The organism is Pseudomonas sp. 5C2, assembly GCF_034314155.1.
Classification (GTDB): domain Bacteria; phylum Pseudomonadota; class Gammaproteobacteria; order Pseudomonadales; family Pseudomonadaceae; genus Aquipseudomonas.
This window is the reverse complement of record NZ_JAVIWH010000003.1, coordinates 1,996,338-2,011,511: the sequence shown is the minus strand read 5'-3', so window position 1 is coordinate 2,011,511 and position 15,174 is coordinate 1,996,338. Positions and strand designations below refer to the sequence as shown.

14 protein-coding genes are annotated in these 15,174 nt (G+C 58.6%); 11 read left to right on the top strand and 3 right to left on the bottom strand.

Going from position 1 to position 15,174, the window contains the following annotated elements; translation table 11 throughout:
- Positions 1-5: 5 nt before the first annotated feature.
- Positions 6-1,043 (bottom strand): FecCD family ABC transporter permease, encoded by a 1,038-nt coding sequence (locus tag RGU44_RS23770; protein WP_322278332.1) that lies wholly within the window; start codon positions 1,041-1,043, stop codon positions 6-8.
- A 288-nt stretch (positions 1,044-1,331) separates the two neighbouring features.
- On the opposite strand from RGU44_RS23770, the gene RGU44_RS23765 reads away from it, so the two are divergent.
- Positions 1,332-1,652 (top strand): Rieske (2Fe-2S) protein, encoded by a 321-nt coding sequence (locus RGU44_RS23765; protein WP_322177843.1) that lies wholly within the window; start codon positions 1,332-1,334, stop codon positions 1,650-1,652.
- Here RGU44_RS23765 and sfsA read toward each other — a convergent pair whose 3' ends face one another.
- Together sfsA and RGU44_RS23755 are read right to left on the bottom strand one after the other, a co-directional pair.
- Positions 1,653-2,372, bottom strand: a complete 720-nt coding sequence (sfsA, locus tag RGU44_RS23760; protein WP_322278331.1) for a DNA/RNA nuclease SfsA — start codon at positions 2,370-2,372, stop codon at positions 1,653-1,655.
- On the bottom strand, positions 2,372-3,544 hold the full coding sequence (locus RGU44_RS23755; RefSeq protein ID WP_219063804.1) for a pyridoxal phosphate-dependent aminotransferase: 1,173 nt from the start codon (positions 3,542-3,544) through the stop codon (positions 2,372-2,374). Before RGU44_RS23755 ends, sfsA begins: the two co-directional genes overlap by 1 nt.
- A gap of 356 nt (positions 3,545-3,900) precedes the next feature.
- Between RGU44_RS23755 and dksA the strand changes: the two genes are divergently transcribed.
- From dksA to panD, 10 genes are all read left to right on the top strand, one after another.
- Positions 3,901-4,344 carry an RNA polymerase-binding protein DksA gene (gene dksA / locus RGU44_RS23750; protein ID WP_219063805.1) on the top strand — a complete coding sequence of 148 codons (444 nt, stop codon included), beginning with the start codon at positions 3,901-3,903 and terminating at the stop codon, positions 4,342-4,344.
- A 104-nt stretch (positions 4,345-4,448) separates the two neighbouring features.
- A complete protein-coding gene (gluQRS, locus tag RGU44_RS23745) occupies positions 4,449-5,336 on the top strand; it encodes a tRNA glutamyl-Q(34) synthetase GluQRS (protein WP_322278330.1) in 888 nt (295 codons plus the stop codon).
- Between the two features lie 104 nt (positions 5,337-5,440).
- Complete coding sequence (locus tag RGU44_RS23740; RefSeq protein ID WP_003250005.1) at positions 5,441-5,617, top strand: hypothetical protein; 177 nt, start codon at positions 5,441-5,443, stop codon at positions 5,615-5,617.
- Positions 5,601-8,555, top strand: coding sequence for a sensor histidine kinase (locus RGU44_RS23735; protein ID WP_322177840.1), 2,955 nt, complete (start codon positions 5,601-5,603; stop codon positions 8,553-8,555). The genes RGU44_RS23740 and RGU44_RS23735 overlap by 17 nt, the downstream gene beginning before the upstream one ends.
- Positions 8,556-8,577: 22 nt before the next feature.
- Positions 8,578-10,026, top strand: a complete 1,449-nt coding sequence (locus RGU44_RS23730; protein ID WP_322177839.1) for a sigma-54 dependent transcriptional regulator — start codon at positions 8,578-8,580, stop codon at positions 10,024-10,026.
- Positions 10,027-10,750: 724 nt separating this feature from the next.
- Complete coding sequence (locus tag RGU44_RS23725) at positions 10,751-12,157, top strand: polynucleotide adenylyltransferase PcnB (protein WP_322177838.1); 1,407 nt, start codon at positions 10,751-10,753, stop codon at positions 12,155-12,157.
- Positions 12,158-12,174: 17 nt separating this feature from the next.
- Complete coding sequence (gene folK / locus RGU44_RS23720; RefSeq protein WP_322278328.1) at positions 12,175-12,648, top strand: 2-amino-4-hydroxy-6-hydroxymethyldihydropteridine diphosphokinase; 474 nt, start codon at positions 12,175-12,177, stop codon at positions 12,646-12,648.
- A gap of 340 nt (positions 12,649-12,988) precedes the next feature.
- A complete protein-coding gene (gene panB, locus RGU44_RS23715) occupies positions 12,989-13,789 on the top strand; it encodes a 3-methyl-2-oxobutanoate hydroxymethyltransferase (RefSeq protein WP_322278325.1) in 801 nt (266 codons plus the stop codon).
- Positions 13,786-14,637 carry a pantoate--beta-alanine ligase gene (gene panC / locus RGU44_RS23710; protein WP_322177835.1) on the top strand — a complete coding sequence of 284 codons (852 nt, stop codon included), beginning with the start codon at positions 13,786-13,788 and terminating at the stop codon, positions 14,635-14,637. The genes panB and panC overlap by 4 nt, the downstream gene beginning before the upstream one ends.
- Before the next feature lie 2 nt (positions 14,638-14,639).
- A complete protein-coding gene (gene panD / locus RGU44_RS23705) occupies positions 14,640-15,020 on the top strand; it encodes an aspartate 1-decarboxylase (RefSeq protein ID WP_064118696.1) in 381 nt (126 codons plus the stop codon).
- The last annotated feature ends 154 nt before the right edge of the window (positions 15,021-15,174 follow it).

Sequence of the window (15,174 nt, the reverse complement as noted above, 5' to 3'; positions counted from 1 at the left end):
CGTCATCAGGTACGCCCACGCACCAACAGGTATAAAAAGAACGGCGCACCCAAAAATGCGGTCACGATACCGATCGGCAGCTCAGTTGGCACCAATACCAAACGCGCAAAGATATCCGCAAACAACAACAGGCAGGCCCCCGCCAACGCCGAGGCAGGTAACAGCACGCGATGATCAGGCCCCGTCAACAAGCGCACCAGATGCGGCACGATCAGTCCGATAAAGCCAATCATGCCCGCCGCAGCCACTGCTGCACCGACACCCAGCGCGGTACAAAAAATCAGTTCACGCTTGAGCTTTTCGACATCGACGCCCAAATGCCGGGCTTCGGATTCCCCCAGCAGCAAGGCGTTCAACGCTTTGGCCCGACGCGGCAGCCACACGATGATCAGCACACAGACCAATAGCAACGGCCACAATCGGGCGTAGCTGGCGCCGTTGAGGCTGCCCAGATTCCAGAATGTCAGGGTGCGCAAGGTGGCGTCATCGGCCAGGTAGGTGAACAGGCCGATGGTCGACCCCGCCAATGCGGTCAGTGCGACGCCGGCCAACAGCATGATCGCGATGCTGGTCTGCCCATCGCGCCGACCCAATCGATAGACCATCGCGGTCACGCCCAGCCCACCGATGAACGCACACAGCGACAACAAATAGGGCGCTAGCACTTCCGGCAAGCCGCCAAAAACCGAGCCGCTGACAATCGCCACCGCAGCGCCCAAGGCTGCACCGCTGGAAACACCGACCAGTCCGGGATCGGCCAGCGGATTGCGAAACAAGCCTTGCATGGCAGCGCCAGTCAATGCCAGCACCGCACCGACGACCAGCCCAAGAAGGGTACGCGGCAAGCGGATCTGGCCGAGAATCAGTTCGGCCTGCTCCAGGCCTGCGCCCGACACGGGTACGCCCAGCAGACGCAACCCCGCTCGCAAGGTGTCCATCAGCGGCAAACTGATGGGGCCCAGCGCCAGGGAAAGCCAAAACGCGATAAAGCACACCCCACTCAAACCAATGAACAGGGCGCGCGGCGGCACTAAACCGTTCATTGCGGCGACAACTCCGCCATAGAGCCTTCGGCCACCCGAGACGCCGGTTTACAAAAGGATTCGGCACAAAGACCGAGACCACTGGCACGAAGGCCCATATCGAGGTTCCCTTGAATATTGACCGCTAGCCACTTTCAGGAAGCAGCATCCAACGGCCAGAGCTGCGACACTGTCGAGCGTTGAACACGCCAGCTGTTCGATAATTGTTGGCATTCTTGCATCAAGCTTAATCACCCGCTCAGGCCATTTCGCGTCCGGGTGGGAACTTACTGGCGATCGGAGCCAAGCATGAAATTTCTCTGCGCCGCAGATTACCTGACTGAATCCCAAAGTCGGGGTTTTGATTTAGACGGTCTCAAACTGCTGGCGATACGCCGGGAAGGGCAAGTCTTTGTCTACCGCAACCGCTGTCCGCATCGAGGTGTACCGCTGGAGTGGCAGCCGGATCAATTTCTCGACACGAGCGCAAGCCTGATTCAGTGCGCAACCCACGGCGCCCTGTTTCTGATTGAAAGCGGAGAATGTGTGTCCGGGCCTTGCGCAGGACAATCGTTAAGCGCAATTGCTTGTCGCGAAGACCCGAGCGGGGTCTGGATCAGCCCGACCTAGTCACGTTGACGGTGCTAAATGCACCTCAAGCCGACGGTCGATGCGAACCTCATCAGGGGTCAACTGCACTCCGTAGACCAAGACCTGAACACCTGCCGCAACCGCGTCACTCAGGGCCGCAGCATACGCAGGGTCAATCTCTTCGGCCGGGCGCACTGCGTCGATCCCGGTCAGGTTGACGCAATACAACAGCACCGCACGCACACCTTCCCGAGCCAGGCTCGCCAACTCACGAAGATGGCGAGCCCCGCGCTGGGTCACTGCGTCTGGAAAAGCAGCAATCCGCGAATCGTCAAACCCCAGGGTCACGCTTTTGACTTCGACAAAGGCAGGCCCGCTCGAATAATCCAGGCGAAAATCCACCCGACTGTTTTCCTGGCCGTAAGCCACCTCTCGCTTGAGGGCGGTAAAGCCGTTCAGCTCGGTGATCACCCCAGCAAGCAAGGCCTCCTCCACCAGGTGATTCGCCCGTCCGGTGTTGACACAGGCGAAGCGCCCTTGCGGGGTTTCACTGATCTCCCACGTACCCGGCAGCTTGCGTTTGGGATCGTTGGATCGACTGAACCAAATGCGCCCACCCGGCGCCATGCAGTTGAACATCGAACCGGTATTGGGGCAGTGAATAGTCAGCTTTTCGCCACTGGCCGTTTCAATGTCGGCGAGAAAGCGCTTGTAGCGAATCAGTAGACGGCCTTGTTCCAGTTCAGGAGAAAAGCGCATCAGCCCTGCCAACTCCGCAGGCCACGGGCAATCCGCTCAACCGCCTCCTGCAAACGCGGCAGGCTCTGGGTGTAGGCAAACCGTACGTGGTGACCCGCCTGAAAACGGCCGAAGTCCAACCCTGGGGTGATCGCGACGTGCTCCGTTTCCAGAAAGTGCCGACAGAACGCAAACGCATCGCCGCCAAAGGCGCTGATGTCCGCGTAAAGGTAGAACGCTCCCTCTGGCTCGACAGCAATGCCAAAACCCAATTCGCGCAAGGCCGGCAACAGGAAATCACGCCGACGCCCAAACTCGGCACGTCGCTCTTCGAGAATCGCCAGGGTCTGCGGTTCGAAACAGGCCAGCGCCGCATACTGGGCCATGCTCGGTGCACTGATGTAGAGGTTTTGCGCGAGTTTTTCCAGGTCTGCCACAGCATCTTCGGGGGCGACCAACCAACCCAAACGCCAGCCGGTCATACCGAAATACTTGGAGAAGCTATTCAGCACGAAAGCATCATCATCGACTTCAAGCACGCTGGCCGCATCGCAGCCGTAAGTCAGCCCGTGGTAGATCTCGTCCACCACCAAATGGCCATTACGCGCTTTCAACGCCGCGGACAACGCAGCCAGCTCATCGCGTTGTAGCAAAGTACCGGTCGGGTTGGCTGGCGATGCGACCAGCGCGCCGACGCTGTCCTGGTTCCAGTTCTGCGCCACCAGATCCGGCGTCAGTTGATAACGAACCTCCGGCCCCACCGGCACCAGTTGCGCGGCCCCCTCAACCAGTCGGAGAAAATGCCGGTTGCACGGGTAACCTGGATCGGCCAACAGCCAGTGTTTACCGGGGTCTACCAGCAGGCTGCTGGCAAGCAGCAAGGCGCCCGAACCACCGGGGGTCACAAGAATTCGGTGCGGATCGACAGTCACCTGATAACGCTGGGCATAGAAGCCAGCGATGGCTTCACGCAACTCGGGCAACCCACGGGCAGCGGTGTAGCGGGTTTTGCCCGCAGCCAATGCCGCCTGACCGGCTGCAATGATCGGCTCGGCCGTAGTGAAGTCCGGCTCGCCGATCTCCAGATGGATGACATCGTGACCCTCTGCCTGCAGTTCATTCGCCCGCGCCAGCAAAGCCATGACATGAAAAGGTTCGATAGCGCGACTGCGTGCACTGTAGGGCTGAGCCATAAGTCTTCCTTTTAGCGGGGAGCGTCGAAGTATTAATCCCGCGATTCTACCCAAGCGCCCGCGCAAGAGCCCGTTTAATGACGCGTTTACTGTCGAGCGGCGCCGAAACCTGATCGAAAATAAAACCCGGCAGGCGCCGTTGCGGGGACTAAAATTAGATTTCCGAACGCGTTTTTACGCCCAATGTCCAACTATCAGGGCTTTAAAGCCAAGCAATGACTGCACGCTCGACAACGGGGAGTGGCGCGCTCCGATTCGATCTGGTAAGTTCGCCCGCTTGCAGCCGCAGGGCCGGCAGGTGTCGGTGATGGATCATTCCTGCGCAATGGATTAGAAGAGTAAGAGGCGGTCCATTCATGCCCAATAAAGCACAGCAACAGAACAGCCAACTGATTCGCGGCTTTGTACCCTACGTTGAGAGTAAGGGCGAGGAGTACATGGGCGTTCGTATGCGCGCTCACTTCACCCATATTCTTGGCCAATGGAAAAAGGAACTGATGCAGGAGGTCGACAGGACCGTGCATCACATGCAGGATGAAGCTGCTAACTTTCCTGATCCTTCAGACCGCGCCAGCCAGGAAGAAGAATTCAGCCTGGAGCTGCGTGCCCGCGACCGTGAGCGTAAGTTGATCAAAAAGATCGACAAGACGCTGCAACTGATCGAAGACGAAGAATACGGTTGGTGCGAGTCATGCGGTGTAGAGATCGGTTTGCGCCGACTGGAAGCCCGTCCTACAGCCGACCTGTGCATCGATTGCAAAACACTGGCGGAAATCAAGGAAAAACAGGTCGGTAAATAATCTGTTTTCAACCTGAACAAGGGGCGCTCCGGCGCCCCTTGTGGTTCCTGGCGATTTGATTTGTCAGTGGATCGTGATCAACGAGTTCCAGTAACATCGCCCCCATGAAATCCCCTCCCTACATCGGGCGCTTTGCGCCAACCCCCAGCGGTTACCTGCATTTCGGCTCATTGGTTTCGGCCCTGGCCTCGTACCTTGACGCCCGCGCCGTGGGCGGCAAATGGCTTATGCGCATGGAGGATCTCGATCCGCCGCGCGAAGTCGCCGGTGCACAACTGGCGATTCTGCAAACCCTGGAGCGCTACGGTTTCGAGTGGGACGGCGAGGTCGTCTACCAAAGCCTGCGCCACGAGGCTTATGCTCAGGTGGTAAATCGCTGGTTGAGCCAGGGCCTGGCTTACGCCTGCACCTGCTCGCGCAAACAGCTGGAAGACTTCCACGGTATTTATCCGGGTTTGTGCCGCAATGCCGGGCATGACCCTGAGCACGCGGCGGTACGTATCCGCGTGCCGGAGCTGGAGTACCGCTTCAAGGACCGTGTGCAAGGCGAGTTTGCTCAGCATCTGGGGCGAGACGTTGGCGACTTCGTCATTCGTCGGCGTGATGGTCTCTACGCCTATCAATTGGCGGTAGTGATCGACGATGCCTGGCAAGGGGTCACCGATATAGTGCGCGGCGCCGACCTGCTCGATTCCACGCCCCGCCAGCTTTACTTGCAAGAATTGCTCGGTCTGCCGCAACCCCGTTATCTGCACGTCCCGCTGATCACTCAGCCCGACGGCAACAAACTGGGCAAGTCGTATCGCTCGCCGCCCCTGTCCAGCGACCAGGCCACCCCACTCCTGCTGCGAGCCCTGCGGGCATTGGGCCAGCCCGTCAGCGATGAGCTTGAATATGCCAGCCTCAGAGAGTTACTCGACTGGGGAATTCGCCATTGGGACGCTGCGCTCATCCCCCGCACCCACAGTCTTGAAGAGGCTCTATTAAGCTGAGTTGGCATGCCAAGCGCACTCAAGTTCTGACCGTTATTAAAACGCCACTTGCAGCTTGGCCACCATCCAGTACCATCGCCGCACCTTTTTAGTGAGGGACCAGCATGTATATCTATCGATTGGTCCTGCTCCTGGTGGTGGGAATATACCTATTTTCCCCAGCCATCATGGACTGGTGGATTGAGCCGACAGGCGCGTGGTATCGCCCGTATTTACTCTGGCTGATTCTGATCGTCGTGACCTTTATCCTGCAGAGTCAACGTGATGCCGATGAGCTTTAGCCTGACCCAGATGATCCTGATCAGTGCCACCTATTTGCTGGTGCTGTTCGGCGTCGCCTGGGTCAGTGAGCGCGGCCTGATTCCGCGCTGGATCATTCGTCACCCGCTGACCTACACCTTGTCTCTCGGGGTGTATGCCAGCGCCTGGGCTTTTTATGGCACCGTTGGTCTGGCGTATCAGTACGGTTACGGCTTCCTTTCCAGCTACCTGGGTGTGTCCGGGGCCTTTCTGTTGGCGCCGGTGTTGCTCTACCCGATCCTCAAGATCACCCGCACATACCAGCTATCATCACTGGCCGACTTGTTCGCCTTCCGCTTTCGCAGCACCTGGGCCGGCGCGCTGACCACCATTTTCATGTTGATTGGCGTGCTGCCGTTACTGGCCTTACAGATCCAGGCCGTGGCCGACTCCATCAGCATCCTGACCCGTGAGCCAGTGCAGAACCGCGTTGCACTGGCGTTCTGCGCACTGATCACCCTGTTCACTATTTTCTTTGGTTCGCGGCACATCGCGACTCGGGAAAAGCATGAGGGCCTGGTGTTCGCCATCGCCTTCGAATCGGTGATCAAGTTGATCGCGGTCGGCGGTATTGGCCTATACGCCTTGTACGGAGTGTTCGACGGCCCGCAGCAACTGGAGCAGTGGCTGCTGCAAAACCAGGCTGCACTCGCCGCCCTGCATACCCCGTTGCAGGAAGGCCCTTGGCGCACCCTGTTGCTGGTGTTCTTTGCCTCAGCGATTGTCATGCCGCACATGTACCACATGACCTTCACCGAAAACCTCAATCCGCGTTCGCTGGTCAGCGCCAGCTGGGGTTTGCCGCTGTTTCTGTTGCTGATGAGCCTGGCCGTGCCGCTGATTCTCTGGGCCGGCCTTAAACTCGGCGCCACCACCAGCCCTGAATACTTCACTCTGGGCATCGGCATTGCCGCCAACAACAAAGCCCTGGCGCTACTGGCGTATGTCGGCGGGTTATCGGCAGCAAGCGGACTGATCATCGTCACCACCCTGGCCCTGTCCGGGATGGCGCTCAACCACCTGGTGTTGCCGCTGTATCAGCCACCTGCCGAAGGCAATATCTACCGCTGGCTGAAGTGGACCCGCCGCGCACTGATCGTCGCGATCATCATGGCCGGCTACGGGTTTTACCTGTTGATTGGCGCGCAGCAGGACTTGGCAAATCTGGGCATTGTGGCCTTCGTCGCCACTCTGCAGTTTTTACCGGGTGTGCTGTCGGTCCTGTATTGGCCGACTGCCAACCGTCGGGGCTTTATCGCCGGGTTGCTGGCCGGGATCATCGTGTGGATGGTGACCATGCTGTTGCCGTTGATCGGCAACTTTCAGGGTTTCTACATTCCTCTGCTGAACATGATTTACGTGCTCGACGACACCAGTTGGCACATGGCAGCCATCGCTTCGCTGGCGGCCAACGTTCTGATATTCACCCTGATTTCGCTGTTCAGTGATGCCAGCCCGGAAGAAGCCAGCGCCGCCGAGGCGTGCGCCGTCGACAACGTCCGACGCCCACAACGCCGCGAGCTGCACGCTGCCTCACCCCAGGAATTCGCCACCCAGTTGGCCAAACCCCTCGGCGCCAAGGCCGCCCAAAAAGAAGTCGAACAGGCACTGCGCGACCTCTATCTGCCCTTCGATGAACGTCGACCTTATGCCCTGCGCCGCTTGCGCGACCGGATCGAAGCCAACCTGTCCGGGCTGATGGGCCCCAGCGTCGCTCAGGACATGGTCGAAACCTTCCTGCCGTATAAGTCCGGCAGCGAAAACTACGTCACCGAAGACATCCACTTTATCGAGAGCCGCCTCGAGGACTACCACTCCCGGCTGACTGGCCTTGCCGCCGAACTCGATGCCTTGCGCCGCTATCACCGCCAGACCCTGCAAGAACTGCCAATGGGCGTGTGCTCCCTGGCCAAGGATCAAGAGATCCTGATGTGGAACAAGGCCATGGAGGAATTGACCGGCATCGCTGCGCAGCGCGTAGTGGGTTCGCGACTGGAAACCATCGCCGATCCATGGAAAGCATTGCTGCAAGGCTTTATTGACCTGCCCGACGAACACTTGCACAAACAACGCTTGGGGCTCGACGGTCAAACCCGCTGGCTGAACCTGCACAAAGCGGCCATTGATGAACCGCTTGCCCCCGGCAACAGCGGCCTGGTATTGCTGGTCGAAGACTTGACCGACACCCAGATGCTCGAAGACAAACTGGTGCACTCCGAACGCCTGGCCAGCATCGGTCGTCTGGCGGCGGGTGTCGCCCACGAAATAGGCAACCCGATCACCGGCATCGCCTGCCTGGCCCAGAACCTGCGCGAAGAGCGCGAGGACGACAGCGAACTGAGCGAAATCAGCAGCCAGATCCTTGAGCAGACCAAACGTGTTTCGCGCATCGTCCAGTCGCTGATGAGCTTCGCCCATGCCGGCGGTCATCAACATTCCGACGAACCGGTTTGCCTGGCCGAAGTGGCGCAAGATGCCATCGGTCTGCTGGCGCTGAACCGGCGTAACTACGAAGTTCAATTCTTCAACCTGTGCAACCCCGAACACTGGGTCGATGGCGACCCACAGCGACTGGCGCAAGTGTTGATCAACCTGCTCACCAACGCCCGTGACGCGTCGCCTTCGGGCTGCGCGGTGCGGGTTAAAAGCGAGGCATCGGAACACACGGTCGATCTGATCGTAGAAGATGAAGGCAGTGGCATTCCAAAAGCGATCATGGACCGATTATTCGAACCATTCTTCACGACCAAGGATCCAGGAGAAGGTACCGGACTGGGCCTCGCACTGGTCTATTCCATCGTGGAAGAGCATTATGGACAAATCACCATCGACAGCCCGGCCGACCCCGAGCACCAACGCGGTACCCGTATTCGGGTGACATTACCGCGTCATGTCGAAGCGACGTCCGCTGTGAACTGAGACCGTCGAGAGTATCGAATCAATGCCGCACATTCTGATCGTCGAAGACGAAACAATTATCCGCTCGGCCCTGCGTCGCCTGCTGGAACGCAACCAGTACCAGGTCAGCGAAGCGGGTTCGGTGCAGGAAGCCCAGGAACGTTTCAGCATCCCCTCGTTTGACCTCATCGTCAGCGATCTGCGTCTGCCTGGCGCACCCGGCACCGAATTGATCAAGCTGGGCCAGGGTAAACCTGTCCTGATCATGACCAGCTATGCCAGCCTGCGCTCTGCCGTGGATTCGATGAAAATGGGCGCGGTGGACTACATCGCCAAACCCTTCGATCACGACGAAATGCTCCAGGCCGTCGCGCGTATTTTGCGTGACAGGCAAAGCATCCAAAGCCTCCAGGCTGAACGTAGCGCAGCCGCGTCCAAGCCTGCTGGCGCTGGCGGCACCGATAAAGGTGCGGTCGACAACAGTAACGGCGAAATCGGCATTATTGGCTCGTGCCAACTGATGCAGGACCTTTACATCAAAATCCGCAAAGTCGCGCCAACCGACTCCAACGTGCTGATCCAGGGCGAGTCCGGCACCGGTAAAGAGTTGGTGGCCAGAGCCCTGCACAACCTGTCCAAACGCGCCAAGGCACCGATGATTTCGGTGAACTGTGCCGCAATCCCGGAATCATTGATCGAGTCCGAGTTGTTCGGCCACGAAAAAGGGGCGTTCACCGGTGCCAGCGCCAGCCGGGCAGGTCTGGTCGAAGCGGCTGACGGCGGCACCCTGTTTCTCGATGAGATCGGCGAGTTGCCGCTGGAGGCTCAGGCGCGGCTGTTGCGCGTACTCCAGGAAGGCGAAATCCGTCGCGTTGGCTCGGTGCAATCGCAAAAAGTCGATGTGCGCTTGATTGCTGCCACCCACCGTGACCTCAAGAGCCTGGCCAAAGTCGGCCAGTTCCGTGAAGACCTGTATTACCGTCTGCACGTTATCGCCCTGAAACTACCAGCCCTGCGCGAACGGGGTGCCGACGTCAATGACATCGCCCACGCTTTCCTGGCCCGGCAAAGCGCGAAAGTCGGTCGTACCGACCTTAAGTTCGCCCCGGATGCCGAGCAGGCCATCCGTCATTACACGTGGCCCGGTAACGTTCGCGAGTTGGAAAACGCAGTCGAGCGCGCCGTGATTCTGTGCGAGAGCCCTGAAATCTCTGCCGAACTGCTGGGCATCGATATCGAGCTGAGCGACCTGGATGATGACGATTTCATGGGCCTGGCCCCACAGCAAAGCTCGTCCGGTTCCACGAGCCACGAGCCAACCGAAGACCTGTCCCTGGAAGACTACTTCCAGCACTTCGTTCTCGAGCATCAGGACCACATGACTGAAACCGAATTGGCCCGCAAACTCGGGGTCAGCCGTAAGTGTCTGTGGGAGCGACGTCAGCGCCTGGGTATCCCGCGTCGCAAAACCGGTATCGCCAGCGAAAGCTGAGGTCATCAGGGGCTGCGAGGCTCTGGCACGCGGTGTTCCTGCCCTGGAGCAAACTGTTACCCTCCTTAGTACACGTAACAAAAGCCGGGTCTTATGGTAACGAAGACCCGGCTTTTTTATGCCTGCCAAAAACCGCCAACCCCCTCCAGACCCCGGCTTTAAAGGGATTTATAAAGTTGGCACAGGTCCTGCTATATGTCTTGTACAAGAACAATAACAAGCAATGCAAAAGACAATAAAAATAAGACGAATCGACTCACGCACAATAAAAACAACACGGCGGAGGCGCAGCTAACTGATTCTTTTGGAGAGGAGTTGTATTTGGGGCTTGCCCCGCAACCAGGCCGAGAATAATAAAAAGCTACCCTAAGGTAGAGCCTGAACTGGTTGGATCGAACGATCATTGCAACGCAGCGACCAAAGCAATCCGTTTGCTCTTGACTCCCGACTGGGAGGTTTCACAGGCGAAAAGCTTGTGGATTGGGCACTCAATAAAAACAAAAAGCCCGACTCGATAATAAAAATAAAACGCAAACACTTTGGGGGAGCTTCGGCTCCCCCAGTAGCTTCTGCAGAAAAACCCTCATGGTCTAACGCTCAAGCGCCTGATACAGCCCCCTGCGCGCAGCTTCCTACACCATCCCCCGACTAAATGCTAGAATCCCCGCCCATCATGCGGTCATTCTTGTTTTTTGGCCGAATATCCCTTCAAACAGTGCATCCCATGCTGAAGAAGCTATTCCAGTCATTCCGTTCCCCCGTGCGTCGACCGCAACATATTCGCAGCACGCCTGAAGTGCTCACCAGCAGCCAACACTCGCTGCAACGCGGCCAGTTCAGTCGTTACGCCGTCAGTATTGTCGAGCGCTTGCAGAACGCCGGCTATCAGGCCTATCTGGTCGGCGGCTGTGTGCGCGACCTAATGCTGCATATAACGCCCAAGGATTTCGACGTCGCCACCAGCGCCACGCCGGAGCAAGTACGCGCAGAATTCCGTAACGCACGCGTCATTGGCCGTCGCTTCAAACTGGTTCACGTCCATTTCGGTCGTGAAATCATTGAGGTCGCGACGTTTCGTGCCAACCATCCGCAAGATGATGAAGAAGAGGACAGCAACCAGTCTTCCCGCAATGAAAGCGGACGCATCCTGCGCGACAACGTTTACGGCACCCTTGAAGAAGACGCCCAGCGTCGCGACTTCACGATCAACGCGCTGTATTACGATCCGGTCAGCGAGCGTGTCCTCGACTACGCCAACGGCGTGCACGACATCCGCAATCGCTTGATCCGCCTGATTGGCGATCCACAGCAGCGGTACAAAGAAGATCCGGTGCGGATGCTGCGGGCCGTGCGTTTCGCCGCCAAGCTGGATTTCGGCATTGAAAAACACAGTGCCACGCCGATTCGGCAATTAGCGCCCATGCTGCGGGACATCCCTTCAGCGCGCCTGTTCGAAGAAGTGTTGAAGCTGTTCCTGTCCGGCTACGCCGAGTCCACCTTCGAAATGCTGGTTGACCTCGAGCTGTTCGAGCCATTGTTCCCGGCCAGCGCCAAGTCTCTGGAATTGAACCCGACGTACACCCACACGCTGATCAGCGAAGCACTGGGCAATACCGACCTGCGTATTTCGCAGAACAAACCGGTTACCCCCGCTTTCCTGTTCGCCGCACTGCTCTGGCCTGCCCTGCCGGCCAAAGTGATTCGCCTGCAGGAACGCGGCATGCCGCCGATTCCGGCCATGCAGGAAGCCGCCCACGAGCTGATCACCGAACAGTGCCAGCGCATCGCCATTCCAAAGCGCTTCACCCTGCCGATCCGCGAGATCTGGGACATGCAGGAGCGTCTGCCCCGTCGTACCGGCAAACGTGCCGATCTGTTGCTTGATAACCCGCGTTTCCGGGCGGGCTACGACTTCTTGTTGCTGCGCGAAACCGCTGGCGAAGAAACCGATGGTCTTGGCGACTGGTGGACTGATTATCAGGAAGGCAACGACAGCGATCGACGCAACATGATTCGTGACTTGGGCAGCAAGCCCGATGCCACTGGTGCAGCCCCGCGCAAACGCCGTCGCAGCAGCGGCAGCAAACGCAAGCGCAATGGCGCCGACGCACCGACCACTTCAGGCGACTGATAGAGGGGCGATTGATCATGGAGCGTGTCTATATAGGCTTGGGCAGCAATCTGGCTGACCCGGCCGAGCAACTGCGCAACGCTCTCAAAGCCTTGGCGCACGTGGCCCAATCCAGGCTGGTGGGCGTGTCTTCCTTTTATGCCAGCGATTCGTTGTTGCCCGGCCAGCCGCGTTTTACCAATGCAGTCGCCGTGCTGGACAGCGAGCTTGAGCCCTTGGCCTTGCTCGACGCATTGCAGGCCATCGAGCTTGATCAGGGCCGCGAACGCCACGAACGCTGGGGCCCGCGCACGCTGGACCTGGATATCCTGCTATTCGGCGAACGCCTGATTGATGAGCCGCGCTTAAAAGTGCCGCACTATCACCTGCACGCCCGGCCCTTCGTCCTATATCCCTTGGCCGAGCTTGCGCCTCAGTTACTCTTGGCTGACGGCCGTTCCCTTGATCAGTTACTGGCAGACTGCCCATTCGTTGGGCTTCAGCGCCTCTAGCGTCCGAGCCCGACATCAGCGCTGCGGAGAGCCCCCGGCTCTTTGGGCATTTATTCGCGAAGTCAGCAACCCGGTTTATCTGCCCGGGAACGCATGATCGGAGACGCGCGCCGTAACACCTAACGCCCAGTGAGCGGTAACAGGCACACAAAACGGTAACACCCGTAATTGACTTCACGCCCCCTCCTCACGAAGATAGGCGTCCCGCTGTCCCCTACCGGGCACAAGGGCGCAAATCAGGCCATGGATAAATACCGCCAAAGACGGTGTGCCTGTTTTTTCAGATGATCTCACGCGTTGCTCGCAGTAGTTTTCACAGCGCCTGAACGAGGACTTTTTCATGCCAGAAATATCCCTGACGACACTGCAAGGCCTCAAGCAGAAAGGTGAAAAAGTCACCATGCTGACCTGCTATGACGCGACCTTTGCTCACGCAGCCAGCCAGGCAGGCGTCGAAGTTCTCCTGGTCGGCGACTCTCTGGGCATGGTGTTGCAGGGCCATGACAGCACCCTGCCCGTCACCAACGCAGAGATGGCCTACCACGTTGCCAGCGTCAAACGCGGCAATCAGGGGGCACTGATTCTCGCCGACCTTCCTTTCATGGCCTATGCCACCCTTGAGCAGACCTTCGCCAACAGCGCGCAGTTGATGCAAGCCGGTGCGCACATGATCAAGGTCGAAGGCGCCGCGTGGCTGGCCGAATCGATTCGGTTGCTGGCCGAACGCGGTATCCCGGTCTGCGCGCACATGGGCCTGACCCCGCAATCGGTGAACATCCTTGGGGGCTATAAGGTTCAAGGTCGCCTGGAAGCTCAAGCTCGCCAGATGCGCGCTGACGCCATCGCACTGGAGCAAGCCGGGGTATCCATGATCCTGCTCGAATGCGTACCCAGCGAACTGGCCCAGGAAATCACCCACGCCGTAAAAGTCCCGGTGATCGGGATCGGCGCAGGCAGCGGGACTGACGGCCAGGTACTGGTATTGCATGACATGCTTGGCCTGTCCATCACCGGCCGTGTGCCCAAGTTCGTGAGAAACTTCATGACCGGCCAGCCCGATATCCAGTCGGCGTTACAGGCGTATGTCGCAGCAGTCAAAGATGTGAGCTTCCCGGCAACTGAACACGGATTCTCTGCATGAACACAGTAAAAACCGTACGTGAATTGCGTGCCGCCATCGCTCGAGCACGTAGCGAAGGCAAGCGGATCGGCTTGGTCCCAACCATGGGTAACCTGCACAGCGGTCACGCTGCATTAATCGTAAAGGCGGCCCAACGTGCCGATTTCGTGGTGGCGAGCATCTTCGTCAACCCGCTGCAGTTCGGCCCGACCGAAGACCTTGCGACCTACCCGAGAACACTGCCCGCCGATCAGGAGACGCTGCTGCAGGCCGGCTGCCATCTGCTGTTCGCACCGTCGGTCGAAGAAATGTACCCGCATGGCATGGAAGACCAAACCCTGGTCAGTGTTCCGCACTTGTCTGAAGGGCTGTGCGGCGCCAGTCGTCCTGGCCATTTCGACGGCGTGGCCACGGTGGTCAGCAAGCTGTTCAACATGGTTCAGCCCGATCTGGCGGTCTTCGGCCAGAAGGACTTCCAGCAACTGGCAGTGATTCGCGCGCTGGTTCGTGACCTCAACATGCCGATCCAGATCATCGGCGAACCGACCGTACGTGCGGCCGATGGCCTGGCGCTGTCGTCGCGCAATGGCTATCTCAGCGAAGAGCAGCGTGCTGCAGCGCCAGCGCTGTATCGCGTGATAAAACATATCGCCGAGGCTATCCACATCGGCGAGCGCGATTTGAACTTCCTGCTCGCCAACGGCGTGGATCAACTCAAGGCCGCCGGGTTTCGCCTCGATTATCTGGAAATCCGCAACGCAACCACCCTGCGCCCTACCACAGCGGAAGATCACGACCTGGTGATTCTGGCAGCTGCATATATGGGTCCAACACGCTTGATCGACAATCTGCACCTGACCAAGGAATAAAAATGCACGCAATCATGCTCAAGGCCAAGCTACACCGTGCCGAGGTCACTCACGCCGTACTCGACTACGAAGGCTCTTGCGCCATCGACGGCGAATGGCTGGACCTGTCAGGGATTCGCGAATACGAGCAAATCCAGATTTACAACGTCGACAATGGCGAGCGCTTCACCACCTACGCCATTCGTGGCGAAGAAGGGTCACGGATGATTTCCGTGAACGGTGCCGCAGCCCATAAGGCGAAGGTCGGTGACCGTGTGATCATCTGCGCCTATGCTCATTACAGCGAAGCAGAACTGCTCAATTTCAAACCGCGCATGCTGTACATGGCCGCAGGTAATGAACTTAGCCACACCAGCAATGCCATACCCGTGCAGGTTGCCTGAGTTATCCCTGAACACGTAAAAATGACGATCCACTGGAAAGCCCGGCCGTTGACGTGTGAAATAGTACCGAGCGAAGGCAACGCAGCGCGCAGACAGGCCAGGCAACTCGCGTTAGAGTTCAGTGACCCGTCTACGCTCACTGACGGAGCATCGA

What these genes read in the sequence shown, in the direction of transcription:
- RGU44_RS23770 (WP_322278332.1), bottom strand. Translation starts at nt 1,043, where the DNA reads ATGAACGGTTTAGTGCCGCCGCGCGCCCTGTTCATTGGTTTGAGTGGG.
- RGU44_RS23765 (WP_322177843.1), top strand. Translation starts at nt 1,332, where the DNA reads ATGAAATTTCTCTGCGCCGCAGATTACCTGACTGAATCCCAAAGTCGG.
- sfsA (WP_322278331.1), bottom strand. Translation starts at nt 2,372, where the DNA reads ATGCGCTTTTCTCCTGAACTGGAACAAGGCCGTCTACTGATTCGCTAC.
- RGU44_RS23755 (WP_219063804.1), bottom strand. Translation starts at nt 3,544, where the DNA reads ATGGCTCAGCCCTACAGTGCACGCAGTCGCGCTATCGAACCTTTTCAT.
- dksA (WP_219063805.1), top strand. Translation starts at nt 3,901, where the DNA reads ATGCCCAATAAAGCACAGCAACAGAACAGCCAACTGATTCGCGGCTTT.
- gluQRS (WP_322278330.1), top strand. Translation starts at nt 4,449, where the DNA reads ATGAAATCCCCTCCCTACATCGGGCGCTTTGCGCCAACCCCCAGCGGT.
- RGU44_RS23740 (WP_003250005.1), top strand. Translation starts at nt 5,441, where the DNA reads ATGTATATCTATCGATTGGTCCTGCTCCTGGTGGTGGGAATATACCTA.
- RGU44_RS23735 (WP_322177840.1), top strand. Translation starts at nt 5,601, where the DNA reads ATGCCGATGAGCTTTAGCCTGACCCAGATGATCCTGATCAGTGCCACC.
- RGU44_RS23730 (WP_322177839.1), top strand. Translation starts at nt 8,578, where the DNA reads ATGCCGCACATTCTGATCGTCGAAGACGAAACAATTATCCGCTCGGCC.
- RGU44_RS23725 (WP_322177838.1), top strand. Translation starts at nt 10,751, where the DNA reads ATGCTGAAGAAGCTATTCCAGTCATTCCGTTCCCCCGTGCGTCGACCG.
- folK (WP_322278328.1), top strand. Translation starts at nt 12,175, where the DNA reads ATGGAGCGTGTCTATATAGGCTTGGGCAGCAATCTGGCTGACCCGGCC.
- panB (WP_322278325.1), top strand. Translation starts at nt 12,989, where the DNA reads ATGCCAGAAATATCCCTGACGACACTGCAAGGCCTCAAGCAGAAAGGT.
- panC (WP_322177835.1), top strand. Translation starts at nt 13,786, where the DNA reads ATGAACACAGTAAAAACCGTACGTGAATTGCGTGCCGCCATCGCTCGA.
- panD (WP_064118696.1), top strand. Translation starts at nt 14,640, where the DNA reads ATGCACGCAATCATGCTCAAGGCCAAGCTACACCGTGCCGAGGTCACT.